At 66.2% G+C, this 22,745-nt stretch carries 24 protein-coding genes; 16 read left to right on the top strand and 8 right to left on the bottom strand.

The window, feature by feature from the left end; translation table 11 throughout:
- Positions 1-42: 42 nt before the first annotated feature.
- Entirely contained in the window at positions 43-261 is a 219-nt protein-coding gene (locus tag FJT57_RS04920; RefSeq protein ID WP_144902227.1) for a hypothetical protein, read from the top strand.
- A gap of 36 nt (positions 262-297) precedes the next feature.
- Here FJT57_RS04920 and FJT57_RS04925 read toward each other — a convergent pair whose 3' ends face one another.
- Both FJT57_RS04925 and FJT57_RS04930 read right to left on the bottom strand, forming a co-directional pair.
- On the bottom strand, positions 298-999 hold the full coding sequence (locus FJT57_RS04925; RefSeq protein WP_144902230.1) for a TVP38/TMEM64 family protein: 702 nt from the start codon (positions 997-999) through the stop codon (positions 298-300).
- A 107-nt stretch (positions 1,000-1,106) separates the two neighbouring features.
- Entirely contained in the window at positions 1,107-1,637 is a 531-nt protein-coding gene (locus tag FJT57_RS04930; protein ID WP_144902233.1) for a hypothetical protein, read from the bottom strand.
- A 97-nt stretch (positions 1,638-1,734) separates the two neighbouring features.
- Between FJT57_RS04930 and FJT57_RS04935 the strand changes: the two genes are divergently transcribed.
- The 6 genes from FJT57_RS04935 (at position 1,735) to FJT57_RS04960 (ending at position 6,872) form a co-directional block, all read left to right on the top strand.
- The gene (locus tag FJT57_RS04935) at positions 1,735-3,609 is read left to right on the top strand and encodes a formate/nitrite transporter family protein (RefSeq protein ID WP_144902236.1); all 1,875 of its coding nucleotides are present in this window, start codon (positions 1,735-1,737) and stop codon (positions 3,607-3,609) included.
- 91 nt (positions 3,610-3,700) lie between these two features.
- A complete protein-coding gene (locus tag FJT57_RS04940; protein ID WP_049986547.1) occupies positions 3,701-3,895 on the top strand; it encodes a cold-shock protein in 195 nt (64 codons plus the stop codon).
- 234 nt (positions 3,896-4,129) lie between these two features.
- Complete coding sequence (locus tag FJT57_RS04945; protein WP_144902603.1) at positions 4,130-4,954, top strand: aldo/keto reductase; 825 nt, start codon at positions 4,130-4,132, stop codon at positions 4,952-4,954.
- Positions 4,954-5,466, top strand: coding sequence for a hypothetical protein (locus tag FJT57_RS04950; RefSeq protein ID WP_144902239.1), 513 nt, complete (start codon positions 4,954-4,956; stop codon positions 5,464-5,466). The genes FJT57_RS04945 and FJT57_RS04950 overlap by 1 nt, the downstream gene beginning before the upstream one ends.
- A 71-nt stretch (positions 5,467-5,537) precedes the next feature.
- Positions 5,538-6,281, top strand: a complete 744-nt coding sequence (gene nucS, locus FJT57_RS04955) for an endonuclease NucS (protein WP_144902242.1) — start codon at positions 5,538-5,540, stop codon at positions 6,279-6,281.
- Positions 6,282-6,341: 60 nt separating this feature from the next.
- A complete protein-coding gene (locus FJT57_RS04960) occupies positions 6,342-6,872 on the top strand; it encodes a 50S ribosomal protein L16 (protein ID WP_144902245.1) in 531 nt (176 codons plus the stop codon).
- Between the two features lie 242 nt (positions 6,873-7,114).
- Here the strand turns inward: FJT57_RS04960 and FJT57_RS04965 are convergent, their stop codons facing one another.
- The gene (locus tag FJT57_RS04965) at positions 7,115-7,477 is read right to left on the bottom strand and encodes an Hsp20/alpha crystallin family protein (protein WP_144902247.1); all 363 of its coding nucleotides are present in this window, start codon (positions 7,475-7,477) and stop codon (positions 7,115-7,117) included.
- Between the two features lie 323 nt (positions 7,478-7,800).
- Between FJT57_RS04965 and gap the strand changes: the two genes are divergently transcribed.
- Both gap and FJT57_RS04975 read left to right on the top strand, forming a co-directional pair.
- Positions 7,801-8,847: a type I glyceraldehyde-3-phosphate dehydrogenase gene (gene gap / locus FJT57_RS04970; RefSeq protein ID WP_144902250.1), complete on the top strand. Its 1,047-nt coding sequence runs from the start codon at positions 7,801-7,803 to the stop codon at positions 8,845-8,847.
- Positions 8,848-8,973: 126 nt separating this feature from the next.
- Positions 8,974-10,206, top strand: a complete 1,233-nt coding sequence (locus tag FJT57_RS04975) for a phosphoglycerate kinase (protein ID WP_144902253.1) — start codon at positions 8,974-8,976, stop codon at positions 10,204-10,206.
- 42 nt (positions 10,207-10,248) lie between these two features.
- On the opposite strand, the gene FJT57_RS04980 is transcribed toward FJT57_RS04975, so the two are convergent.
- Both FJT57_RS04980 and FJT57_RS04985 read right to left on the bottom strand, forming a co-directional pair.
- Positions 10,249-10,839: a DUF2391 family protein gene (locus tag FJT57_RS04980; RefSeq protein ID WP_203229097.1), complete on the bottom strand. Its 591-nt coding sequence runs from the start codon at positions 10,837-10,839 to the stop codon at positions 10,249-10,251.
- Positions 10,840-10,925: 86 nt separating this feature from the next.
- Positions 10,926-11,999 (bottom strand): type II glyceraldehyde-3-phosphate dehydrogenase, encoded by a 1,074-nt coding sequence (locus tag FJT57_RS04985; protein ID WP_144902256.1) that lies wholly within the window; start codon positions 11,997-11,999, stop codon positions 10,926-10,928.
- A 201-nt stretch (positions 12,000-12,200) separates the two neighbouring features.
- Between FJT57_RS04985 and FJT57_RS04990 the strand changes: the two genes are divergently transcribed.
- From FJT57_RS04990 to FJT57_RS05005, 4 genes are all read left to right on the top strand, one after another.
- Complete coding sequence (locus tag FJT57_RS04990; RefSeq protein WP_144902259.1) at positions 12,201-13,151, top strand: aminopeptidase; 951 nt, start codon at positions 12,201-12,203, stop codon at positions 13,149-13,151.
- 143 nt (positions 13,152-13,294) lie between these two features.
- Positions 13,295-13,954, top strand: a complete 660-nt coding sequence (locus FJT57_RS04995; protein WP_144902262.1) for an HVO_0476 family zinc finger protein — start codon at positions 13,295-13,297, stop codon at positions 13,952-13,954.
- A 65-nt stretch (positions 13,955-14,019) separates the two neighbouring features.
- Positions 14,020-14,658 carry a protein-L-isoaspartate(D-aspartate) O-methyltransferase gene (locus tag FJT57_RS05000; RefSeq protein WP_144902265.1) on the top strand — a complete coding sequence of 213 codons (639 nt, stop codon included), beginning with the start codon at positions 14,020-14,022 and terminating at the stop codon, positions 14,656-14,658.
- A 240-nt stretch (positions 14,659-14,898) separates the two neighbouring features.
- Positions 14,899-15,738, top strand: coding sequence for a protein-L-isoaspartate O-methyltransferase family protein (locus FJT57_RS05005; RefSeq protein ID WP_144902268.1), 840 nt, complete (start codon positions 14,899-14,901; stop codon positions 15,736-15,738).
- A gap of 15 nt (positions 15,739-15,753) precedes the next feature.
- Here FJT57_RS05005 and FJT57_RS05010 read toward each other — a convergent pair whose 3' ends face one another.
- The gene (locus tag FJT57_RS05010; protein ID WP_144902271.1) at positions 15,754-16,899 is read right to left on the bottom strand and encodes a threonine synthase; all 1,146 of its coding nucleotides are present in this window, start codon (positions 16,897-16,899) and stop codon (positions 15,754-15,756) included.
- 1 nt (position 16,900) lies between these two features.
- The gene (locus tag FJT57_RS05015) at positions 16,901-17,857 is read right to left on the bottom strand and encodes a succinylglutamate desuccinylase/aspartoacylase family protein (protein WP_144902274.1); all 957 of its coding nucleotides are present in this window, start codon (positions 17,855-17,857) and stop codon (positions 16,901-16,903) included.
- Positions 17,858-17,993: 136 nt separating this feature from the next.
- On the opposite strand from FJT57_RS05015, the gene FJT57_RS05020 reads away from it, so the two are divergent.
- Positions 17,994-18,284: a DUF7536 family protein gene (locus FJT57_RS05020; protein WP_144902276.1), complete on the top strand. Its 291-nt coding sequence runs from the start codon at positions 17,994-17,996 to the stop codon at positions 18,282-18,284.
- A gap of 99 nt (positions 18,285-18,383) precedes the next feature.
- Here FJT57_RS05020 and FJT57_RS05025 read toward each other — a convergent pair whose 3' ends face one another.
- Positions 18,384-19,610, bottom strand: coding sequence for a potassium channel family protein (locus FJT57_RS05025; protein ID WP_144902279.1), 1,227 nt, complete (start codon positions 19,608-19,610; stop codon positions 18,384-18,386).
- Between the two features lie 223 nt (positions 19,611-19,833).
- On the opposite strand from FJT57_RS05025, the gene citZ reads away from it, so the two are divergent.
- A complete protein-coding gene (gene citZ, locus FJT57_RS05030; RefSeq protein ID WP_144902281.1) occupies positions 19,834-20,973 on the top strand; it encodes a citrate synthase in 1,140 nt (379 codons plus the stop codon).
- Between the two features lie 485 nt (positions 20,974-21,458).
- The gene (gene ilvA, locus FJT57_RS05035) at positions 21,459-22,670 is read left to right on the top strand and encodes a threonine ammonia-lyase (protein WP_144902284.1); all 1,212 of its coding nucleotides are present in this window, start codon (positions 21,459-21,461) and stop codon (positions 22,668-22,670) included.
- Positions 22,671-22,745 lie beyond the last annotated feature (75 nt).

Raw genomic sequence — 22,745 nt, forward strand, 5'->3', positions numbered from 1 at the left:
TGCGCACCGGACTCTTGTATCTGCAGCGCCAAGTACGAGACTATGGCTGACGACGAACACGGCGTCGACATCGACGAGGAGACAGAACTGGAGACCGCAGAGGACGAGAAACAGAGTGAACGAGCGGCCGAGGAAGCCGACGAAGCCGTCGAGGAGTCGAAGACGGAGCGAGCGCTCGAGCAGGAATCGGACGCTCGCGAGGAAGAAGCCAAAGAGCAGGAGAATCCAGACGCGCACCGCGACGAGGAACCGCACCAGTGAGCCGCCGGCACGAGGGCGCGAAGGGGTCGTAGCCGATCAGAACTGGATCCGCCCTTCGAGCCGGTGGACGAGGTCGCGAACGGCCTCCTGTTTGTAGTACCCGACCGCCGAGAGCGCGATCACGACCCCGACGAGGGCCATCCCCTCGAGGAACCGGCCGCTGGCCAGTTCACCACCGGCGTAGACGGTGATGACGTACGCGGGGAGGCGACCGATGCTGATGACCGCGATGAACGTCCGGAGCCGCAGGGGCGTGAGCCCGCTCAGAAAGCAGATGGCGTCGTCGGGGAGCCCCGGAATGATGACGAACGCGAAGAGCCCCGGCGCGCCGACCCGCTCGACGAAGTCGTCGAAGCGGTCGACGACGTCCTCGTGGAGGATGTCCTCGACGAACGATCGCCCGAATCGCTTCGCGAGACTGAACGCGATCGCGCTGCCGATGAGGACGCCGGTGAGGCTGTAAACGGTGCCCCAGAACGGGCCGAACAGGTAGCCCGCGACGAGCGCGACGACCTGTCCGGGGATCGGGGCCACGATGACTTGGACCGCCTGAATGACGACGAACACGAGCGGAGCGAAGACGCCGAACTGCGCGATCCACGTTCGGAGTTCGTCGGCGCGAAAGATGAACGACGCGTACCGCTGGACGGCCACGTAGAGCGTCAAGAAAGCGACCGCAACGAGGAGTAAAACGAGGATTCCCCGCCAGCGGTCCGCTCTCGACGAGAAAACTCTCATTCCTCTCAGAGGACGTCACAACCGAACTTGAATCTTGCTTGTACCGCCGGAAGAGACGGCGAATCCACGGCGAACTCACGACGAACTCACGACGCACCAGCGGACCGTTACTCGATGACGACAGACGTCGTCGCCTCCTGCTGGTCGTTGAGGCCGACGGTCACCTCGTACTCGTCCGATTCGTCGGGGTTCCGGACGGCGGGATACTCGAGGGCGACGACGTCGCCTTGGCGCAGTTCGTACTCGGTGTCCATCGAGACCGTGAAGGAGTACTCGTTGTTGTTCGCGCCGCTGATCGCGTCCGAGCCGAACTCCTCGTCGAGCGACCCGTCGCCCGTCCGATCGACACCAACGGTGATGGCGTCGTGACTCGCGCTGTCAACGACGAACCGGTCGCGGGGATACGTCGCCGAAACCGCGCCGAGCGTCTGGCCCGCGATAGCCTCGGAAACGGGGACGCGAAGCGTTTGCGCGCCGCTGGCGTCGGGGTCGTCGCGATGGAGGGAAACCGATTCCTCGGTGCTGGCTCCGTCACCGCCGCCGTTTCCGGGTTCATCGGAGCTACCTGAAAGTGACGAACAACCGGCTGTCGCTGCGATGGCTGTCACCGCGCCTGCGAGGTAGGTTCGTCGGTGCACGGGGCGGGCTTTCGGATCCCGAGGTTAATACCTGGTGGCTCGATGACGTCCCGCGTAAACACTACAATAAAGTCGCCCCGCTCAGTGGCGTAATCCAATGGACGAGCCTACCCCGGAAGAGCAAGGCGATCCGCCGCAGGGAGACCCGCCCGATAGGCCGGATCTCGACGAGTTCCCGGATCGGACAGATTTAGACGAGTCAGTACGGGAGGCCGTCGAACGGTCCCGTATGGGCGCGCCAGCCGTCGGAGAGGCCGTTCGCGACCGGTTCTCCGCGGACGAGGTGTTCCAGCGCATCGTCGCCGCGGCCGACGAGGAAGTCACCTCGACCGGACGCGAACTGTTCTTCAGCGCCATCGCGGCCGGGTTCGCGATCAGCATCACGTTTCTGTTGTACGCCTCGGCCTCGTCGATCACGGACAACAAGATTGTCGGGGCACTCCTGTACCCGCTCGGCTTCATCTACATCATCATCGGCGGCTATCAGCTGTACACCGAGAACACGCTACCTCCGGTCGCACTGACGTTAGAGCGGATCGCGAGCCTCCCGGCGCTGTTGCGCCACTGGACGATCGTTCTGTTGGGCAACTTCGTCGGCGGCGCGATCGGAACGCTCGTGCTCGTGTGGGGGGACGTGTTCGACCCCGCCGCGGCCGACGAAGCGCTCTCTCTCGCCCGTCACGGCGCGTTCGAAGTGGGATGGTGGGCGCTGTTTTCGAAGGCCGTCTTCGCGGGACTCATCGTCGCCGGAGTCGTCTGGGTGGGATTCAGCTCGCGCGATACCATCTCGCGGATCGTCGTGACGTACCTGGCGTTCCTCGCGATTCCGGTCGGCGGCCTGTTCCACTCCGTCGTCGCGTTCTCCGAGGCGTGGTATCTCGTGCTGTACGGCGAGTTGGCGTTCATAGCGGGCATCACAGATTTCGTCCTACCGGTCCTCCTCGGTAACACGATCGGCGGCGTCGCGCTCGTCACACTCGTCAACTTCTTCCAGACGAGTCGCGACCGACTCGAATCGGCCCGGTTCGAGGGGATCGAACGCCGCCTCACCCTTCGGGAGTGGCTGTTCGGACGCCTCGTCGGACGCTCGTACGTACCGATTTTGGACCCTTCGGAGCGGTCGCTCTCGCGCGACGGCGGGTTCCGGATTATGGTCCCGATCGCGAACCCGCGAACCGAATCGGGGCTCGTCGATCTGGCGTGTACCCTCGCGAGCGCGAAGGAGGACGCGACCGTCCACGCGGTGCACGTGATCCAAACGCCCGGAAACCGCCCGGCCGATCCGAGCGCCCGACAGCGACAGCGCATCTCCGGGGAGTCCGAACGCCTGATGGAGCCGATTCACGAGACTGCGGCGGGATACGACGTCGGGTTCGAGACGTCACTCGTCGTCACCAACCGGTCCTTCGAGGAGGTGTTCAACACCGCCCGGCGGACGAGTCCCGATCTCGTCGTGATGGGGTGGGAGGACAACCGCCTGTGGAGCGATGCGCGCGCCGAACGGCCCCTCGCGGAACTCACGAACCAGCTACCGTGTGACTTCCTGATCGTCAAGGACCGCGGCCTCGACGCCTCCAGAATTCTCCTGCCCACCTACGGCGGCCCGGATTCAGACCTGAGCGCCGAAGTCGTTCGGATGCTTCAGACGGCCGTCGGGTCGGCGGTGTCGCTGCTCCACGTGGTCGACGACGACGGCGAGGTGGAGTCCGGACAGCAGTTCCTCGAAACGTGGGCGCTCGATCACGAGCTCACCGACGCCGACCTCCACGTCGAGGCCGGGGACGTCGAGACCGCAATCGAACGGGAAGCGAGAGATCACACCCTGATGATCCTCGGTGCGACGGAGCGGGGACTGCTGTCTCGGCTCCTGACCGACACGCTGCACCTCGACGTCGTCAACGAGGTCGAGTGCTCTGTGCTGCTCGCCGAGCGCCCGTCCGAGCGGTCGATTCTGGATCGGCTGTTCGGCTGACGCGGCGAGTGGAGAGACAGCGGTTCTCGAAACCCGTGGTACCACGCATCGCACAACAGTTATACATCGCGGGCCACTCGGTACGGTTGCAATGGCAAACGGTAAGGTTGACTTCTTCAACGACACGGGCGGCTACGGCTTCATTTCGACTGACGACGCTGACGAGGACGTCTTCTTCCACATGGAAGATATCGGCGGCCCGGACCTCGAAGAGGGACAGGAAGTCGAGTTCGACATCGAGCAGGCCGACAAGGGCCCGCGCGCGACGAACCTCGAGCGCCTGTAACTCGGAGAAGTCAACGCGACTGCGGTAGCGGACGGAGGCTGGCGGCGAGCGGGCAGACGAGTCCGATTCGGTTGCGGCAGTTCTCTGAACTATTCTCATTTCATCACACGCGGAGTGGCGACGTCGTCTGCGAGATGACACCACTCGAAATCACGAACAACGATAGTTGCGTCCGCCGACACGTTCTCGGTGGCGGCGACCGAACGGTCCCGTATGGACGAGGAGGACGTCGAGATGGAGTACGCCGAGGCGTACGGCACGCGCGTTCCGAAGGTGGGGCTCGGGACGTGGCAACTCACCGGCGAGGCGTGTTACGAGACGGTGTCGACGGCGCTCGAACTCGGATACCGACACGTCGACACGGCGCAGTTGTACGGGAACGAGGAGGAGGTCGGGCGCGCGATCGCCGACGCGGACGTCGATCGGGACAATATCTTTCTCACGACGAAAGTTTCGCCGCGAAACGCGGGCTACGATAACCTGATCAAGTCGACGAGGGCGAGTCTCGACCGACTCGATACTCCGTACGTCGATCTCCTCTTGCTCCACTGGCCCAACCCGATCGTCTCGGTCTCGAAGACGATGCGCGCGATGGACCGCCTCGTCGAACTGGGAGAAGTGTACAACGTCGGCGTCAGCAACTTCCCGCAGGTGTTTCTCGACCGCGCGCGTGCGGCCGCCGAGACGCCGATCGTCACAAACCAGATCCAGTTTCACCCGTACAAGCCGCAGCGCCGGATGTTGCGGTACTGCCAGTCGGAGGGGATGTTTCTGACCGCCTACAGCCCGCTGGCCCGCGGAACGGTCCTCGGCGACGACGACGTCGGAGAGCTCGCCGAGCGGTACGAGAAAACCCCCGCACAGATCGTGCTCCGGTGGGCGATTCAGCACCGCGACGTCGTCGTGATTCCGAAATCGACCGACGAGACGCACCTGAAAGCGAACCTCGAACTCTTCGATTTCAAGCTCACGCGCGAGGAAGTCGACACCCTCACCAAACCGTCGCTGCTGAAGTCCGGGAAGGCGATGCTCGACGGGATGGTGAGCGAGTTCCGGTGATGGACGGCAGTCGGCCGTCGCGACCGCTCGCGAGACGCGTCGCGGCCGCGTGGATCGGGGTCGTCGTCCTCGCCTCGGTCCTCGACCCGACCGCGGTATTTTCCGCGGTCGGCGGCCTACTGGGACCGGTCGGGCAACCCGAATCTGGCGGACAACTCGGCGTCGCCGGATCCCTGGCGAGTCGGATCGACGTGTTCGCCCTCTCCCACGTCGTCGCGTACGGCGTTCTCGCGTGGCTCCTCGCCGACAGTCTCGAGACGACCGACGCGGCCGATACGGGCGACGCAGCCGATGCGGTCGACGCAGCCGATGCGGTCGACGCCGCCGATGTGGGAGGGAGTTCCAGACTGGGATCGCTGTTGGTCGCCGTCGCGCTCGCCGCCGCAGTCGGTCTCGGCGTCGAACTCGTGCAGGCCCCGCTGGCAACCCGCACGGCGAGCGTTGCCGACGCGGTGGTGAACGGGGTCGGAGCGGTCGCCGCCGTTACCTTCCGCGACGTCGTGTCGCGGTGATCCCGTGACGGCGGGGCGACCTCGACGACGCGCCGTTTTTACCCGGCGAGCGCCAACGGGGAGTGAAATCGATGTCCGTGACGACGCTGCACCGACCGACCCACCGCGACGCCCTGGGACTCTTAGAGGCCGCGTTCGGCGACGGTCGGATGGTGACTGCCTTCGGTCGGTGTAGCGTCGACTACGACGGGCGGGCGTCCTCGGAACTCGGTCCGGGTGACAGGCTCGTCGTCTGCAAGCCCGACGGAACGATCCTCGTCCACACCGACGAGAACCGCAAGCCGGTCAACTGGCAACCACCGGGCTGCGTCCACCGCGCGAGCGTTCGGGACGGGCAGCTGCGAATCCGCAGCGAGCGCTCCTCGCCGACGGAGCGACTCGACGTCGCCTTCGAGCGCGTCGAGCAGGTGACCGCCTACGAGGTGAGCGATCGGAGCGACCTCCGACTGACCGGGAGCGAGGAGGACCTGCGCCAGCGAATCCTCGACGATCCGGCGCTCGTCGAACCGGGGTTCGAGCCGACGGCGACCGAACGGGAGACGGCCGCGGGCCCCGTGGATATCTTCGGTGCGGACGCCGAGGGACGGCCGGTCGTCGTGGAGTTGAAACGCCGACGAGTCGGTCCGTCGGCCGCGAGCCAACTTCGGCGGTACGTCGAGGCCGTCGACGAGGAGTTCCCCGACGAGGGCGTTCGCGGACTGCTCGTCGCTCCGTCGGTCACAGACCGCGCGGCCGCGCTGCTCGACGAACTGGATCTCGCGTTCGTGCCGGTCGATCCGACCGCGAACGTGGCTTCGGAAGGGACCCCCCGGTGAGGTCGGCGAACAGTTCGAAGCGCTTTTAGGTCGTATCGGCGTTGTTCCGCACAAGTAACTATGTCCGACAAACCCGCCTCAATGTACCGGGAACTGTCGAAGCCGTCCTACACGCGGCGCGACTACGTCACGGGGATTCCCGGCTCGAAGATCGCACAGCACAATATGGGTAACCTCCAGACCGGTCCGGAGGACTACCCGATCCAGATCAGCCTCCGCCTCGGAGAGGAGTGTCAGATCCGCCACGGCTCGCTGGAGTCGGCGCGTCTGTCGGCGAACCGCGTGATGCTCAAGGAGGTCGGCCAGGAGAACTACAAGATGGTCCTCCGGAAGTTCCCCCACCAGATCCTGCGCGAGAACAAGCAGGCGACCGGTGCGGGTGCGGACCGTGTCTCCGACGGAATGCGACAGGCGTTCGGCAAGCCCGTCGGCACCGCCGCGCGCGTTCAGAACAACGAGCGCGTCTTCACCATCTACTGCCAGCCTGAGCACGCGGACATCGCGAAGGACGCACTCCGACGCGCGTACAACAAGATGTCGCCGCCGTGCCGCATCGACGTCGAGAAGGGCGAGAAGCTGCTCGTCTCGTAAGGTCGCGTCCGGTCCATCGACGCGCGACGAACCGCGCTTTTGCTGCTGACTCGCCATTCCAGCGGCGGCACTCGCTATCCTGGTTTCTGGACGCCTCCACTCACGCGTTCGAACGGCAGCGCTCGATCGGCTGACAAACCGTTGCGAACGCACGGATAGCGAACCCGCTGCCGTTCGGCGTCGATCGTCAGGAAGCGGGTCTCCGAGTAAAAATACGCGAACGGTTCAGCGGGCTGGACGGCTCACTCGAGGTCGATCGAGGCGGAGTCGTCGATCTTCTCGAACGTGACCTGGAGAATGCCGTTGTTGAACGAGGCGCTCGCGGAGTGTTCGTCGACGCGCGCGGGCAGTCGGACGCGCTCGTCGTACTCGCGGCGGTCACCGGCCGCGGAGATTGTGAGCACCTCGCCGTCGCACTGCAACTCGACGCCGTCCTTCGTGACACCCGGGAGATCGGCGACGAGTCGGAGCGACGATCCCTCGTCGTAGACGTCGACGTGGGTCTCCGTGGCGAACCCAGTGGCGTCGCTCCCAGTCATTTCGTCCATCATCCGCTCGATCCCATCGAAGAAATCGTCGAACGGGTCGTCGCGGTCGTCTCTCATCGAACCATCGTAGGGAGGTTCCGGAGAAAAGCCTTCTCCCCCCGGCCGATTCGGCCGGACAGTGGCAGAGCACGCCACCGTGTCCCGGTCTATGCCGTTTAGAGTTCCTCACGCGGATAAACTGATTGGTTCTGATCATTTCCGTTTGAAGTAACGCGTTTGATGATTGGTTCTGCACGTACTGGAGGCGATTCGGATGTGAGAGAGTCGAATAAAACTCCACAAATCACACGGTACAAAGACTATCGAAGTCGATATCCGGAGATATCGGGACGAATTTAATGACACAGGGATTCAAGTATATGGAATATGTGTACTCAAATATGAGTGAAAAATTCGACTTGAACGCCGCGGCGGGGGTCGAAGACAGCGTCCGGGTCGCCCTGAACGGGTTCGGGCGGATCGGTCGCAACGTCTTTCGGGCGGTTCGTGACCACCCGGAGATCGAACTCGTCGGCATCAACGACGTGATGGACTTCGAGGATATGGCCTATCTCGCGAAGTACGACACCGTGATGGGTCGACTCGACGAGGTCTCCCGCGACGGCGATTCACTCGTCGTCGGCGACACGTCGGTCCCGCTGTTCAACGTCCAAGATCCCACGAAGCTCCCGTGGGACGAACTCGACGTCGACGTCGCCCTGGAGTGTACCGGCATCTTCCGCACGAAGGAGGACGCCTCGGCCCACCTCGAAGCGGGCGCGGAGAAGGTCATTATCTCCGCGCCGCCGAAGGGCGAGGAACCGGTCAAGCAACTCGTCTACGGCGTCAACCACGACGAGTACGACGGCGAGGACGTCGTCTCGAACGCCTCATGTACGACGAACTCCGTCAGCCCGGTCGCGAAAGTGCTCGACGAGGAGTTCGGCATCGAGAGCGGCCTCCTGACGACGGTCCACGCCTACACCGGCAGTCAGAACCTCATCGACAGCCCGCACTCGAAGCAGCGCCGCGGGCGTGCGGCAGCCGAGAACATCGTCCCCACCTCGACCGGAGCGGCGAAGGCGACGACCGAGATCCTCCCGCAACTCGAGGGGAAACTCGACGGGATGGCGATTCGCGTGCCCGTTCCGAACGGGTCGATCACGGAGCTCGTCGTCTCCCTCGACGCCGCGCCGTCGACCGACGAGATCAACGGCGCCTTCCGCGCGGCCGCCGACTCCGGTCCCCTGGCGGGCGTCCTCGGGTACACCGACGACGAGGTCGTCTCCTCGGACATTCAGGGACTCCCCTTCTCCTCGACGGTCGACCTGCAGTCGACGAATCAGGTCAACGACGGCGGCCTCTACAAGATCCTGACGTGGTACGACAACGAGTACGGCTTCTCGAACCGGATGCTCGACGTCGCCCACTACGTCACGTACGGCTGAGCCGCTCCACCGAGACGACACCCAGTCAAGCGCTCCACCGAGACGACACTCCGGTGACCGGATTCGCCGCGACCGGATCCGACTACGACTAAGTAAGTCCTTCCCGAATCCATCTCACAGCCACCGATGCCCACATCCACGCCGACCGCCACGTTCGAGACGCTCGACGACCTCCCGACCGAGCAGCGCGTGCTCGTCCGCCTCGATATGAACTCACCGATCGTCGACGGCGAGCCGCAGGACAACCGCCGCTTCGAGCGCCACGCGGAGACCGTGCGCGAACTCGCCGAGGCGGGACACCGCGTCGTGCTTCTCGCCCACCAGGGGCGACCCGGACGCGACGATTTCGTCTCGCTGGCGGGCCACGCCGACATCCTCGCCGACCACGTCGACCGCGACGTCGGCTTCGTCGCCGACACCTATGGAGCGACGGCGATCGACGCCATCGAGGCGCTCGAACCGGGGGAAATCCTCCTCCTCGAAAACACGCGGATGTGCGACGACGAACTGCCCGAGGAGGCCCCCGAGACGAAGGCCGAAAGCGAGTTCGTGCAGTCGCTCGCGCCGCACGTCGACGCGTACGTCAACGACGCCTATTCGGCCGCGCACCGTTCGCACGCCTCGCTCGTCGGCTTCCCGCTCGTACTTCCCGCCTACGCCGGGCGCGTGATGCAGACGGAGTACGAGGCCAACACCGCCATCGCTGGCAAGGAGTTCGACGGCCGGGTGACGATGGTCGTCGGCGGCACCAAGGCGACGGACGTCATCGACGTGATGAATAACCTGGGTGACAAAGTCGACGGCTTCCTGCTCGGCGGCATCGCGGGCGAACTGTTCCTCCGCGCCGCGGGCCACCCGGTCGGATTCGACCTCGATCCCGACGCCGATCTCTACGATTCCCAGTGGGAGGCGAACCACGAGGTGGTCGAGGAGATGCTCGACGAGCGGGGCGAGCAGATCACGCTCGCGACAGACCTGGCCTACGAGGACGACGCGGGCGAGCGAGCCGAGATCGACGTCGACGCGATCGAGGAGAAGGATGTCTCTTTCCTGGACATCGGAACCAGGACCGCGGAGGGATACGCCGACGTCGTCCGCGACTCGGAGGCCGTATTCGTGAAGGGCGCGCTCGGCGTCTTCGAGGACGAGCGCTTCTCGATCGGGACCGTCACCGTGCTCGAAGCGATCTCCGAGACCGACTGCTTCTCCGTCGTCGGCGGCGGCGACACCTCCCGCGCGATCGAGATGTACGGGATGGACGAGGCCGACTTCGATCACGTCTCGATCGCGGGCGGCGCGTACATCCGCGCGCTGACCGGCCAGCCGCTCGCTGGCGTCGAAGCGCTGAAACGCGAGTGAAGCGATCCGAACGCTGACTCGGGTGCGACCTCGTGTCGCTGGTCAGGTACCGGGAAGGATGTCTCCGAGGGCCGCGCCGACGCTCATCGGAACGAACGCGACGACGATCGTCGCGAGCGCGAGCACCGGCGTCGACCACTCGACTCGGCCCCACGCGGTCATCACGACCAGCGCCGTGAGAAACGAAACGCCGAGAATGCCGACGAGCCGCCGCGGTATGAGGCCGAAGAACGGGTCCTGCACCCGCACGTCCTGGATGTCCGCGACGTAGAGGATCCCGACGACGAGCCCGATCGTCCCGAGGGCAGTACCGACGAGCGAAATCGGGCGGGTCGCCAACACCTGTCCGACCTCGTTCGTGCCGCCCTCGACGAACATCGGGATGCCGAACAGCACGCACCCGAGGAACGCCTCCGCGAGGTCGCTCCGATCGAACCCGCGGATGACTTTTCCGAACACGGGTGCGTCCGCAGCGGCGACGACCGCCGCGCGCCGAGCGCTCCGCACCCGCTCGCGTTCCGTCGGAGAATCGACGGTCTCCGCCAAGGCGTCGAACGCGGCGAGCAGTCGCTGGAGGTCTTCGCGGTCCGATTCCGGGATCGAGGAGTCCGGAGAGGGGGTGTCGTCGGTCACGGGCGGGGACACGCCCGGCCAGCTAATAAACGTCCGTCGCCGTCGTTCGGTGCTCGGCGACAGGAACCAGTCGTCTGCGGCAGAGATCAGTCGTCTGCGGCTTCGACGCCGACCCGATCGGATTCGTCGAAGCCGGAGGGGTTGCCCGCGAGACCGATACCGATCGTCCGGTTCGTGCGTTCGATACTCTCCTCGGCGTCGGCCGACTCCGTCATCGCGCGGATGGCGTCGACGTTCTCGGGGATGACGTCTGACTCCTGGTGGATCGCCTGGAAGAGATACAGGTCGCGGCCCTCGACGGCGATCGACTCGCCCCACGCGCAGTTCTCCCAGAGGTCCCCGCGCGGACGTCCGGCGTCGAGCGCGAAGTCCTTTAATTTGCCAGCCCCGTCGAGGCCGAGCCCCTCCGGAATGACGTACACGCGGGACTCGCCCTCCAAGAGTTGGCGGACGTGTGCGGCCGTCACGTCCGATTCGAGCGTGACGTTGAGCGCGTGGACGTGCATCAGCGTCGCGGGCACCTTCAGTCCCATCGTGTCGATTTCGAGATTGGGGAAGATGGTCTTCACGTCGGGCCCGTGATGCGAGGGGATTGCGATCGGGTCCGGGAGGATGTCGTTGATCGGACCGCGGGAGTTCTGGCTCGGGTCGCCGCCGCGGCGAACGAGCGTTGCGCGAACCTTCTCGACGCCGTATGATTCCTCCAGCGGCGCGACGATGCGCGAGAGTCCCGTGGTGTTACAGGAGACGACGCGGACGGTGTCCGCGCCGCGGGCGTCGTCGTAGTTCGAACGGGCGTTGAAGCTCACTTGGGCGACCTCCGCACCCTCGCCGCCCTGGAAGATGGCAGGCGTGTCGTAGGAGGCGTACAGCGATCGGTTCTCCGCGCCGATACCCGAGGGCGTGCAGTCGACGATCACGTCGGCGTCGGCGACCATCTCGTCGACGACGCCCGCGATGTCGATTCCCGCGTCGCCGAAGAGCGGCGCGCGCTCGGGGATCGCCGCGTACATCGAGTAGCCGCGCTCGACGGCGGTGTGCGCCTCGAAGTTGGGCTGTGTCTTGGCAACGCCCACGACTTCCATATCGGGCTGGGCCGCGACGGCGTCGGCGACCCGCTTGCCGATCGTTCCGTAGCCGTTGACACCCACTCGTATCATCACCCGGAAATCCGGGGAGCAGACGCATAGTTATTTCGGAGCGAATCGTCGAGAAATTAACTCCTCGGCGAGTAATGCGGGCGATTTCCCCGGATCCGAGTACTGCCGCCGACCACGCGTTGACCCCCGTTTCGACGACGCTCCGTCGATAGAACCGGCATAATCCGAACGCCTAACTCCGCGGACGACGCAGACGGGCGTATGTCGAACGACGGACTCGCGACCGCCGCGGCGACGGCGATCGAGCAGTGTATGGCACTCGACGCGTCGGAGTCGTGCGTGATCGTGACCGACGACGAGCGGCGGCCGATCGGCGAGGCCCTGTACGAGGCCGCACGCGCGGTCACAGAGGAGACGACGATCCTCCGATATCCGCCGGGCGACCAGCACGGCGAGGAACCGCCCGCGCCGGTCGCGGCCGCGATGGCCGCCGCCGACGTCTTCCTCGCGCCGACGACGAAGAGCATCAGCCACACTCGCGCCCGCGGAAGCGCCTGCGAGGCTGGCGCACGCGGGGCGACGCTCCCCGGAATCACCGAAGACGTCTTCGTCACGGGGTTGGACGCCGACTACGACGCCATCGCGGGGCACTGCCGCGACGTCCTCGACCAGGTGGGAGACGCCGAGGAGATCCGGGTGACCGCGCCCGCGGGGACGGACATCACCTTCGAGATGGCGGGCAGGTCGTGGAACACCGACACCGGCATCGTCCACGAGGCGGGCGGGTTCTCGAACCTCCCCGCGGGCGAGGTGTTCGTCTCGCCGACGAACGCGAACGGCACCTACGTCGTCGACGGCACGATGCGTCCGCACGGATTGCTCGGCGACGGAGAGACGCTCCGCTTCGAGGTCGAAGACGGGTACGTGACCGATATTTCCGACGACGAAATCCGCGGCCAAGTCGAGGCGGCAGCCGAGGAGGTCGGCCGCGACGCCTACAACCTCGCGGAGTTGGGCATCGGCACCAACGTGGGCGTGACCGAACTCGTCGGCTCGGTGCTCTTAGATGAGAAGGCCGCGGGTACGGTCCACATCGCCATCGGCGACGACGCGGGGATCGGCGGCGACACCGACGCGCCGCTGCACCTCGACGGGATCATTCGGGAGCCGACCGTGACGGCGGACGGCGAGGCAGTAGAACTGCCTCGGTGAGCGAGCGGTGAAACCGTGAGTGGGGGAGGTCTACGACCCCGACGTCGAGCGGCGAAGCCGCGAGCGGGAGCCGAGTGAGCCAGCGCCTCCCACGCGACGTGCGGAAGGGCGGACTTTTACGGCCAGACGGGATAGGAGGCCGTATGAGCGCACCACAGGACCGCATCGCGGTCGAATGTCCCTCCTGTTCGCCCGCCGAACCGACGGTCCACGAGGTACTGAAAGAGGGCGGCGGCCACCGCACCGTCCGATGCACGGAGTGCAGCCACGTGCACAAGGTTCGGATCGAATCGGAGACGGAAGTCGAACGCGACGTCATCGTCTCCCAGGACGACGAGTCGTTCTCGACGACCGTCGACGCGCCGCTTGACGAGACGGTCGCGGTCGGCGAGGAGTTCATCGTCGACAGCCCCGAGGCGATAATGCTCGTCCGAATTACCGGGATCGAGGTCGGCCCCGAGCAGCGCGCCGAGGAGGCGACGGTCGAAGAGGTCAACACGATCTGGACCCGCGCCGTCGACAACGTGACGGTGAACGTGACCGTCAACCCGAAGGAGGGCACCGGCGATCGAAAGGACACGCGGAGCTTCGACCTGCAACTGCCTGGCGACCACGAGTTCGTCGTCGGCGAGACCGAGTCCTTCGGCGACGAGGAGTTCATCATCAAGGCGATTCAGGTCCGCCAGGACGCGCCCGAGTACCGTCACGGGAAGTTCGATCACGACGGAGATATGGTGTACGCGAAAGACGTCAAGCGACTCTACGGCACGGACCAGACCACGTCGGCCTGGTCGGCCTGGTAACGAACCGGTTTTCAGCCAGTTCCCTCGGGGAAAGATTCGACTGCGCGGAGCGCTAACGCTGTATCGTGAGCACCGAACGGGCAGCCGAACGACGAGCGCTCGTCGAGCGATTGCGCGAGCGGGGACACGTCGAGAGCGACCGTGTCGCTGACGCCCTCGAAGCCGTGCCGCGCCACGAGTTCGTCCCCCGAGGCATCCGCGACCGCGCCTACGACGACATGCCGCTCTCGATCGGCAGCGGACAGACCGTGAGCGCGCCGCATATGGTCGCTGTGATGGCCGAGTTGCTCGATCCCACTCCCGATCGGCAGATCCTCGAAATCGGGACCGGTTGCGGCTATCACGCCGCGGTGACCGCCGAATTGGTTTCAGAGGGACACGTCTACTCGGTCGAATTCGATCCCGACCTCGCATCGAAGGCGCGTGAGACACTCTCCAGACTGGGATACGAGCGTCGCGTTTCGATCCGCGTCGGCGACGGACGGGAGGGGTGGGCCGGACACGCCCCGTTCGACGGCGCGTACCTCACCTGCGCCGCACCCAGCGTTCCGAGCGCGCTCCGCGAGCAGGTCGCGCCCGGCGGTCGCCTCGTCGCTCCCGTCGGCGACGTCTATCAAGAACTCGTCGTCCTCGAAAAGTGCGAGAACGGGACGTTCGACCGGAGCGAGCACGGAGGCGTGCGGTTCGTCCGGATTCGCGGGTGAGCGGTCGGTGGCGACGTTTCCGGATGAGAGAGCGGCAGAGCCGTCGGCGAGACGGGACTAGTCGAACTGTCATCGGCGATGCGGCCCTGGTCGACCAACCACTGATGACTCCGGTATGCCCTGTCAGTGGCGCTGAAATGGCTGGTTGGTGACGCGGAAATGTCCGGTTGATTGCGCTGGAATATCTAGTTGCGGAGCGCGGAGCGTGCAGTTGATTAGTGCGCGCGCCGGAGTGCGAATATGGACCCCGGGGACCTCCGCGGCGAGATGGTCGACAGCCTGGAGGCGCGGCTGTCGATCGACGGGGCCGTCGCGCTCGCGATGCGGACGGTCCCCCGCGAGGACTTCATCGACGACGCGCCGTACGACGGCCGGAGCGAGGTCGCCGGGACGACGGTGCTCGCTCCCGAGATGGTCGCGCGCCTCCTGACCGCGCTCGACGTCGACGCGCGGAACGTCGCGCTTCCCGACTCAGCGATCGATAGCGGCTCGGCGACAGACAGCGACTCGGCGAGCGACGGCGATTCGGATAGGGACTCAGACACCGAGCCGACCGGCGACGTGCTCGTCGTCGGCGCGGGTGTCGGCTACACGGCCGCGATCCTCGCCGAACTCGTCGGCGACACGCGCGTCCACGCGGTCGACATCGATCGACGGCTCGTCTACGCGGCGCGGTCGAACCTCGAATCCGCGGGCTACGGGGGCGTCCTCGTCGACGCCCGCGACGGCGCGCGCGGATTCCAAGAGTACGCCCCCTTCGATCGGATCTTAGTCGAGGCCGCGGCGATCGAACCGCCGAAGCGACTCGTCGAGCAGCTCGCCCCCGGCGGCAAACTCGTCCTCCCGCTCGGCGGTCCCGAACAGACTCTCGCCGTCGTCGACGATTCCGGCTCGGTGGTCGAGCGCTGCGGTCCGGTGGCGTTCAAGCCGCTGCTCGTCGACGGCGAGCAGGGGAGCGCACCCGCGCGAAATCGGACTATTAGAGAGGACGCCGAGCGCGCCAGCGAACCCGGCTATTTCGCGAGGACCGGCTGGGAGCAGGAGTGGATCGACTGGGACGAGCAGATGCGCCGCCGGTGACCGGCAGACACGGGATCACGACAGTTTCAAACCGCTCCCGGTGAGCGGGACGACGACGTCGTCGTCGGGAGCGACGACGCCGCGTTCGCGGTAAACGCCGAGCGCCGCGGGGGCGACCGCACTGGTCGGCTCGACGTAGAACCCGCGTCGATGGAGCGCGTCGAGTTCGCGCTCGACCGCCGCGGACGAGAGCGCGATGGCGTCGCCGTCGGTGGCGTCGATCGCGTCGAGGATCTGCGATTTTCGGACCGGCTCTCGGATCTGGATGCCGTCGGCGACGTCGTTCGTTCCGACCGCTTCCGACCCGTGGAGTTCCGCGGCGATCGGCGCGTATCCGGCGGCCTGCGCGCCGAGGAGTCGCGGCATCTGGTCGATCCAGCCGAGGTCGTAGAGGTCGCGAAAGCCGCGATAGGCACCGAGAAAGAGCGTGCCGTGCCCGAGGGGTGCGACGACGGCGTCCGGGGCGTCCCAGTCCCGCTGGGCGCACACCTCGTAGGCGAACGTCGCCGTGCCCGCGAAAAAGGCCGGGTTCCAGGCGTGGGAGGCGTACCACGCGCCCCCGGAATCGACGGCGTCCCCACGAGCCTGAGAGGGGGGACTTGTTGAGCTCTGCTCGACGGCGTCGACGCAGGCGGCCGTCACGTCCTCGCGACTCCCGTTCACCGGGACGACCGTCGCGCCGGTCCGCTCGATCGTCCGGCGCTTCGCGGGTTTGACCGACGCCGGGACGTAGATCTCGGCGTCGATACCCGCCCGGGCCGCGTAGGTCGCGATCGACGCGCCCGCGTTGCCCGAGGAGTCCTCGACGACTCGGTCCACGCCGAGCTCGGCCGCCAGCGAGAGCGTCACCGTCGCGCCGCGGTCCTTGAATGAGCCGGTGGGAAAGACGTATTCGAGTTTGAACGCCGCGCTCCAGTCGGGCGCGTCGACGAGCGGCGTCAGCCCCTCGCCGAGCGAGACGCGCGAGTCGACCGGGAGCAGGTCGTGAAAGGACCACAGACCGGCGCGGGTGTCCGCCCACGACTCCGGTGGGTCCGTCCCGACTTCCTCGGGGCCGAACCGAGATTCGAAATCCAGCGGAGCGCCGCAGTCACAGCGCCACGCCCACTCGTCGTACGTTCGATCGCAGGCGGAACAGGAGAGGGAGAGCGCGGAACGCATCTCAGTACGTGTCGACGGTGGTCCCGACCGAGCAGACGTACTCGCCGGTCGCGACCTGCGGCAGTCGGCGGGTGCGCCAGAAGATGCCGTCGTTCTTCGCGGTCACGCGGGCCTTCAACTCGCCGAAGACGTCCGTCACCTCGAAGAGGAGGTCACCCGCGGTGACCCGCTCGCCGAGGTCGACGTCGAAACGGACGAGTCCGCCGCTCGGCGAGCCGTACTGGTCGAATCCCCTCGCGCGGATCTGCCGGTCAGTGGTCGCCTCGCCCGGCAGGAAACCGTACGCGCGGAGCACGTTGAACACGCCGTCGACACCAGTAGCGATGCTGTCGTCGTCCCAGCCGACGCAGCCGCCGAGTTCGGGATCGATCGTCGGAATTCCCTTGTCGGGACCCGCGCGAGCGAGTTGTCCCTCGGGGCCCTTCTGATCGAGGATGTGACCGCAGCCGAACGTTTTCGCGAGGTCGAGACACTCGTCGTGAAGGCGGTGGCGGCGGCCGCAGCGGACGCGGACCTCGTCGATCATCCGGGAGGTCGACCCCTGATGAAGATCGAGGATCAGGTCCGCGCGGGTCGCCGCGTCGAACGTCGCCGCGGCGATGCGTTCCGAAGAGGTCCCGTTCTCGTCGCCGGGGTACGCGCGGTTCATCTTCGTGTCGTCGATCGGGTTCCGGTGCTCAGCCACCTGAAACGCGTGGTAGTTGACGATGCCGACGACGAGGATCGTTCCCGAGAGCTCCGCGGGGTCGAGCCGCGGGACGACCCGGCTGATGACGCCGACACCGTTCAGTTCGTCGCCGTCGGAGGCCGCCTGCAGATAGAGTGTCTTCCCGTCTTCGGCGCCGTTCACGACCGCACAGGGCAGCCCGACGGTCGAGCCGTCGCGGGATTCGCCCACCGCCAGACGGCCCGTATCAAGCTCGCCGGGGGCCGCACTCGCCGTGCCGAGTGTCGTCATTACTCGACTCTCGGAGGGGTCGGCCTTTAGGGGTTCGGTCTCCGCCACGGCGTCGCCTGCGTGCGGTCTCGTGGCTGGTCGCCGGGGCACGGGACTGACCGACGACGCTTTGTCGACCGCGTGGAAAGGGTTCGGTGTGAGCGAAGAGGTTCCCGACCGACCACCGCAATCGGGGTTGGTCCGCGCGCTCCGCGTCCCGCGAAACGCGGCCATCGGCGTCGGCGTCGGCGTCGCCCTCGCGGTCGCCGTCTACGTCGCCCGCGTGTTGGAACTGTTCGGCCCCTTCGCGGGAACGCGCGAGTATCCCGTGCTGGGTCCCGAAGGGTGGTTTCTGGTCCTCGCGTTCGTCCTCGCGACGTCGACGGCGCTGCTCGTCGCGTCGGCCCTCACGGTCGTCGAAGTGGTTCGACTGACTAGAGAGTTGTAGCACTGCGTAGCGTGTAGACTGCATAGGGTGTAGCACTGCGTAGCGTGTGCCACCGCGTCGAGCGTAGTGCGTGGCTGGCAGCCGCTATTCGTCGAATCGCTATTCGTCGAAATCGCTCGCATCTCCGACGAGTTCGCTCAGCCGATTCGCCCCGGCGCGGGTCCCCTTCGCGATGATGACGTCGCCGCCGCGGAGTTCCGTCATCGACCCCGGCTGGACCACCCATTCGCCGTCGTCGCCGCCGCGGCGGACGGCGATCACACGCATTCCCGTTTCGGTCTTGACCATCTGTTCGCCGAGCGTCGTGCCCGCGAGCGGGGCGTCGGGAGCGACGGAGAGCCGAACGATCACCTCGTCGGACTCCTCGACGGCGGCGGCCACGACGGGATGGGCGTCGATGCCGCGGAGGACGCCCTCGCTGATTTCGAGTGCCGCGTCGGAGATGACCTCCGTCGCCGAGGCGAGATGGACGAGCCCGCGGAGTCGAACCGGGTCCTCGACGCGGCTCGCCGCGCGCAGCGTCCACGCCTCGAACCGGGATTTCAGCGCGTCCACTTCGGCTTCGAGCTCTTTGACCTCCTCGGCGACCCCCTCGCTGTCGAACAGCACCGCGCCGTAGGCCAGATCGACCGCGAGCTCGCTCATGTCCTTCATCAGCGTGATAGAATCGACGGCACGTTCGAGGTCCTCAATCGGCGGATCGACCGCGTCAGGGACCTCGTAGGGGTTCCCCGAGACGGACTCGTAGACCGCCTCGATGCCGTCCAGCGGACCGCGAAGCAGGAGCGAGTCTCCCGGCTGTAGCCTGCTGTCGGGGCCGGGGTTCATCAGCCAGCGCCGCTTGCCCGTGACGGACTCGCGTCGGATGGCGATGACGCGGACGCCCATCTCGGTCTCCATATTGATGTCCAGGAGCGTCCGCTCGGCGTACGGAGAGCCGTCGTCGACGGTCGCGCGGACTAACACCTCAATCGCTTCGGGGAGCGCGGTGCGGATCGCGTCGGGCATCCCGATGTCTTCGAGCACGATCTTCGCGATGTCTCCGGCGGCGTTCGAGATCTTCTCGGCCGCGCCCATCACGCCGAGCACCGGCGCGAGCTGTTCGGCGTCTTCGGGGCTTCGAGCCGCCATCAGGAGACTCATTCGCCCCTGTAACTGGAGGATATCCATCCGCCCTTCGAGTTCCAGCACCTCGCGGGCGATCTCGTCGCTTCCGTTGAGGACGGCGGAGTACGAGAGATCGATGAGGAGCTCCGCGGTGTCTTTCATCTCCGCGAGCACCTCCTTGACGCTGACCGGCTCGTACTCGACGTCCTGGGGATCCATACCTCGCGGTTCGACGCGGACGACAAAAACGCTTGGTGCTCGCAGTGCGAGGCGTCCGCGACAACTCTTTCGGCTTCCGTATTCCTGCTGTGCTGGTATTCCAGATGCACCGGAATGGTCCGCACGCGCGCTGGACCGGCGAATCGGCGTGCGCGGTGCCGGGGGGTCGTCCGACACCAGGAAACGATAACGCTTTTTTCACACGGTAGGAAACTGAATAGGTATGTCAGACGACCTAAAGCGGGGGCTGGAAGGCGTCCTCGTCGCCGAGTCGGAACTGAGTTATATCGACGGCGACGCCGGGAAACTGGTCTACCGCGGCTACCCGATCGAGGACCTGGCCCGCGAGGCGTCTTACGAGGAAGTCGTCTATCTGCTGTGGCACGACGACCTCCCCGACGCCGAGGAGCTCCAGGATTTCGCGTCGTGGATGGCCGGGGCCAGATCGATCGACGACGAGGTGCTCTCGGTGGTCAGAAAGCTCGCCGAGGCCGAGGAGGTCCCGATGGCCGCGCTGCGAACGATCGTCTCCGCGCTGTCGGCGTACGACGAGGACGCAGATCACGAGGACGTGACCGATCTCGACGCGAACCTGCGGATGGCCTGCCGAATCACGGCAAAGGTTCCGACCGCGCTGGCGGCGTTCGAGCGCATCCGAAACGGCGACGAGCCGATCGAACCGCGAGAGGACCTCGACCACGCCGAGAACTTCCTGTATATGCTCAACGGCGAGGAACCCGACGAGGTGCTCGCGGAGACGTTCGACATCGCGCTCGTGCTCCACGCCGACCACGGCCTGAACGCATCGACGTTCTCGGCGATGGTGACGGCCTCGACGCTCGCTGACCTCCACAGCGCCGTCACCTCCGCCGTGGGGACGCTCTCCGGGTCGCTGCACGGCGGCGCGAACGCCAACGTGATGCGAATGCTCAAAGAGGTCGACGAGAGCGACGTCGAACCCACCGAGTGGGTCGAGAACGCGCTCGCGGAGGGACGCCGCGTCCCCGGATTCGGCCACCGCGTCTACAACGTGAAGGACCCCCGCGCGAAGATCCTCGGCGAGAAGTCGAAGGCGCTCGCCGAGGCCGCGGGCGACACCAAGTGGTACGATTACTCCGTCGCCATCGAGGAGTACATCGCAGAGGAAAAGGGGCTCGCGCCCAACGTCGATTTCTACTCGGCGTCGACGTACTACCAGATGGGTATCCCGATCGACACCTACACCCCGATCTTCGCGATGTCACGCGTCGCGGGGTGGATCGCACACGTCCTCGAACAGTACGGCGACAACCGCTTGATTCGACCGCGCGCGCGGTATGTCGGCCCGGATGACCTGACGGTGCCGCCGCTCGACGAGCGGTAGGCGAGTCGGCGTCGCGGTACCGTTTTGGCCGACGAATTCGCTTTGTTCGACTGGAGTCGCATCGAATCGGATGCAATCGCCTCGACCGAGGAGAGTCGTTTCCGACCTCGGTTCGACCGACGGGGGCGAACTACCCAAGCCAAGGAGGCGACCACGGGATCGGACGTGCGACAGACAACCGTCAGACAGCGGCGCGGAGGGGGTCGCTGTCGGCCGATTTCACTTTCACCCTGCGTGGGGGATATTTATGTATCTCCCGGGATCATAGCCGAGTGCACGTCACACGCGTGCATTCCCCCTTTCCCCCTTTAACACCCTGAGCGGAGCGGTTCGACGGTTCTAACCGAGACAACTCCGGGAGCGTGCGGCCAGCACGTGAGACGAATACTGCGGTTCGGCGTCGTTACGATGGGGGAGCCATACCGATCAGACTCGCCTGCCAGACACGAACATTTAGGCGCGGCGACCGGGTACTTTCGGTCGATATGCTCTCTCTCGCCGACATCGAAGCGGCGCGCGACCGGATCGACGATGTGGTCCGGTGGACGCCCCTAGAGTACTCCCACACGTTCTCGGAGATGACCGGCGCGGACGTCCATCTCAAACTCGAGACGTTCCAGCGGACGGGCGCGTTCAAGATCCGCGGGGCGACCAACCGAATCGCCACGTTGGACGACGGCGCACGCGAAGCGGGGGTCGTGACGGCGAGCGCGGGAAACCACGCCCAGGGGGTCGCGCTCGCGGCGTCGCGCTCGGGCGTCGACGCGACGATCGTGATGCCGGAGCACGCCCCCATCTCGAAGGTGGAAGCGACGGAGCGGTACGGCGGGCGCACGGTCCTCTACGGTGCGGACTACGACGAAGCACAGGCGAAAGCCCACGAGATCGAGCGCGACGAGGGACGGACGTACGTCCACGCCTTCGACGACGACGAAGTGATGGCGGGACAGGGGACGATCGGCCTGGAGATCGTCGACGACTGTCCGGAAGTCGACACCGTCGTCGTACCCGTCGGCGGCGGCGGGCTGATCGCCGGGATCGCCACGGCTATAAAAGCCCGAAAGCCCGACGTCCGCCTCATCGGCGTCCAGGCGGAAGGGGCGGCGTCGCTTCCGGAATCGGTTCGGACCGGTCACATCACCGAACTCGACGCCGTGAACACGATCGCCGACGGCATCGCCACCCGGAAGGTCGGCGAGCGGCCCTTCGAGGTCATCCGCGAGCGCGTCGACGAGGTCGTGACCGTCGACGACGAGCAGATCGCCGTGGCGCTGACGTATCTGCTCGAACGGTCGAAGACGCTCGTCGAGGGCGCGGGGGCCGTCCCGCTGGCGGCGCTGTTGTTCGACACCTTCGACTACGAGGGGAGCGAGACGATCGTTCCGGCGCTGTGCGGCGGCAACATCGACACGAATCAGTTGACGACGGTCCTGGTCCGCGGGCTGGTCGAAACCGGCCGGTATCTGAAGATCCGTACCGTCCTCCGGGATCGTCCCGGCGCGTTGCAGGACCTCGTCGAGATCATCGCCGGACGGCGGGCGAACATCTACGCGATTCAGCACGATCGGACCTCACGGGACGTGGCGATGAACGAGGCCGACGTCGAGATCGATATCGAGACGCGCGGGCACGACCACATCGGCGACGTGCTCGACGCGCTCAGAGGGGCGGGGTACGAGGTCGAGGTGTTGGCCTAGCGGGCGAATCGGCCGTCGAGTCGTGGTATCCTCGGCGGAGTTGCCGCAGCCCCGTCAAAATCACGAGCAATGCCG

Source organism: Halobellus captivus, from assembly GCF_007655485.1.
GTDB lineage: Archaea > Halobacteriota > Halobacteria > Halobacteriales > Haloferacaceae > Haloquadratum > Haloquadratum captivum.

Bases quoted from the DNA above. Each gene is read 5' to 3' on its own strand.
- FJT57_RS04990 (WP_144902259.1), top strand. From the start codon at position 12,201: ATGTCGAACGACGGACTCGCGACCGCCGCGGCGACGGCGATCGAGCAG.
- ilvA (WP_144902284.1), top strand. From the start codon at position 21,459: ATGCTCTCTCTCGCCGACATCGAAGCGGCGCGCGACCGGATCGACGAT.
- FJT57_RS04995 (WP_144902262.1), top strand. From the start codon at position 13,295: ATGAGCGCACCACAGGACCGCATCGCGGTCGAATGTCCCTCCTGTTCG.
- FJT57_RS04950 (WP_144902239.1), top strand. From the start codon at position 4,954: ATGGACGGCAGTCGGCCGTCGCGACCGCTCGCGAGACGCGTCGCGGCC.
- FJT57_RS05025 (WP_144902279.1), bottom strand. From the start codon at position 19,610: ATGGATCCCCAGGACGTCGAGTACGAGCCGGTCAGCGTCAAGGAGGTG.
- FJT57_RS05015 (WP_144902274.1), bottom strand. From the start codon at position 17,857: ATGACGACACTCGGCACGGCGAGTGCGGCCCCCGGCGAGCTTGATACG.
- FJT57_RS04940 (WP_049986547.1), top strand. From the start codon at position 3,701: ATGGCAAACGGTAAGGTTGACTTCTTCAACGACACGGGCGGCTACGGC.
- gap (WP_144902250.1), top strand. From the start codon at position 7,801: ATGAGTGAAAAATTCGACTTGAACGCCGCGGCGGGGGTCGAAGACAGC.
- FJT57_RS04960 (WP_144902245.1), top strand. From the start codon at position 6,342: ATGTCCGACAAACCCGCCTCAATGTACCGGGAACTGTCGAAGCCGTCC.
- FJT57_RS04920 (WP_144902227.1), top strand. From the start codon at position 43: ATGGCTGACGACGAACACGGCGTCGACATCGACGAGGAGACAGAACTG.
- FJT57_RS04975 (WP_144902253.1), top strand. From the start codon at position 8,974: ATGCCCACATCCACGCCGACCGCCACGTTCGAGACGCTCGACGACCTC.
- FJT57_RS04925 (WP_144902230.1), bottom strand. From the start codon at position 999: ATGAGAGTTTTCTCGTCGAGAGCGGACCGCTGGCGGGGAATCCTCGTT.
- FJT57_RS04965 (WP_144902247.1), bottom strand. From the start codon at position 7,477: ATGAGAGACGACCGCGACGACCCGTTCGACGATTTCTTCGATGGGATC.
- FJT57_RS04985 (WP_144902256.1), bottom strand. From the start codon at position 11,999: ATGATACGAGTGGGTGTCAACGGCTACGGAACGATCGGCAAGCGGGTC.
- nucS (WP_144902242.1), top strand. From the start codon at position 5,538: ATGTCCGTGACGACGCTGCACCGACCGACCCACCGCGACGCCCTGGGA.
- FJT57_RS05005 (WP_144902268.1), top strand. From the start codon at position 14,899: ATGGACCCCGGGGACCTCCGCGGCGAGATGGTCGACAGCCTGGAGGCG.
- FJT57_RS05010 (WP_144902271.1), bottom strand. From the start codon at position 16,899: ATGCGTTCCGCGCTCTCCCTCTCCTGTTCCGCCTGCGATCGAACGTAC.
- citZ (WP_144902281.1), top strand. From the start codon at position 19,834: ATGTCAGACGACCTAAAGCGGGGGCTGGAAGGCGTCCTCGTCGCCGAG.
- FJT57_RS04935 (WP_144902236.1), top strand. From the start codon at position 1,735: ATGGACGAGCCTACCCCGGAAGAGCAAGGCGATCCGCCGCAGGGAGAC.
- FJT57_RS04945 (WP_144902603.1), top strand. From the start codon at position 4,130: ATGGAGTACGCCGAGGCGTACGGCACGCGCGTTCCGAAGGTGGGGCTC.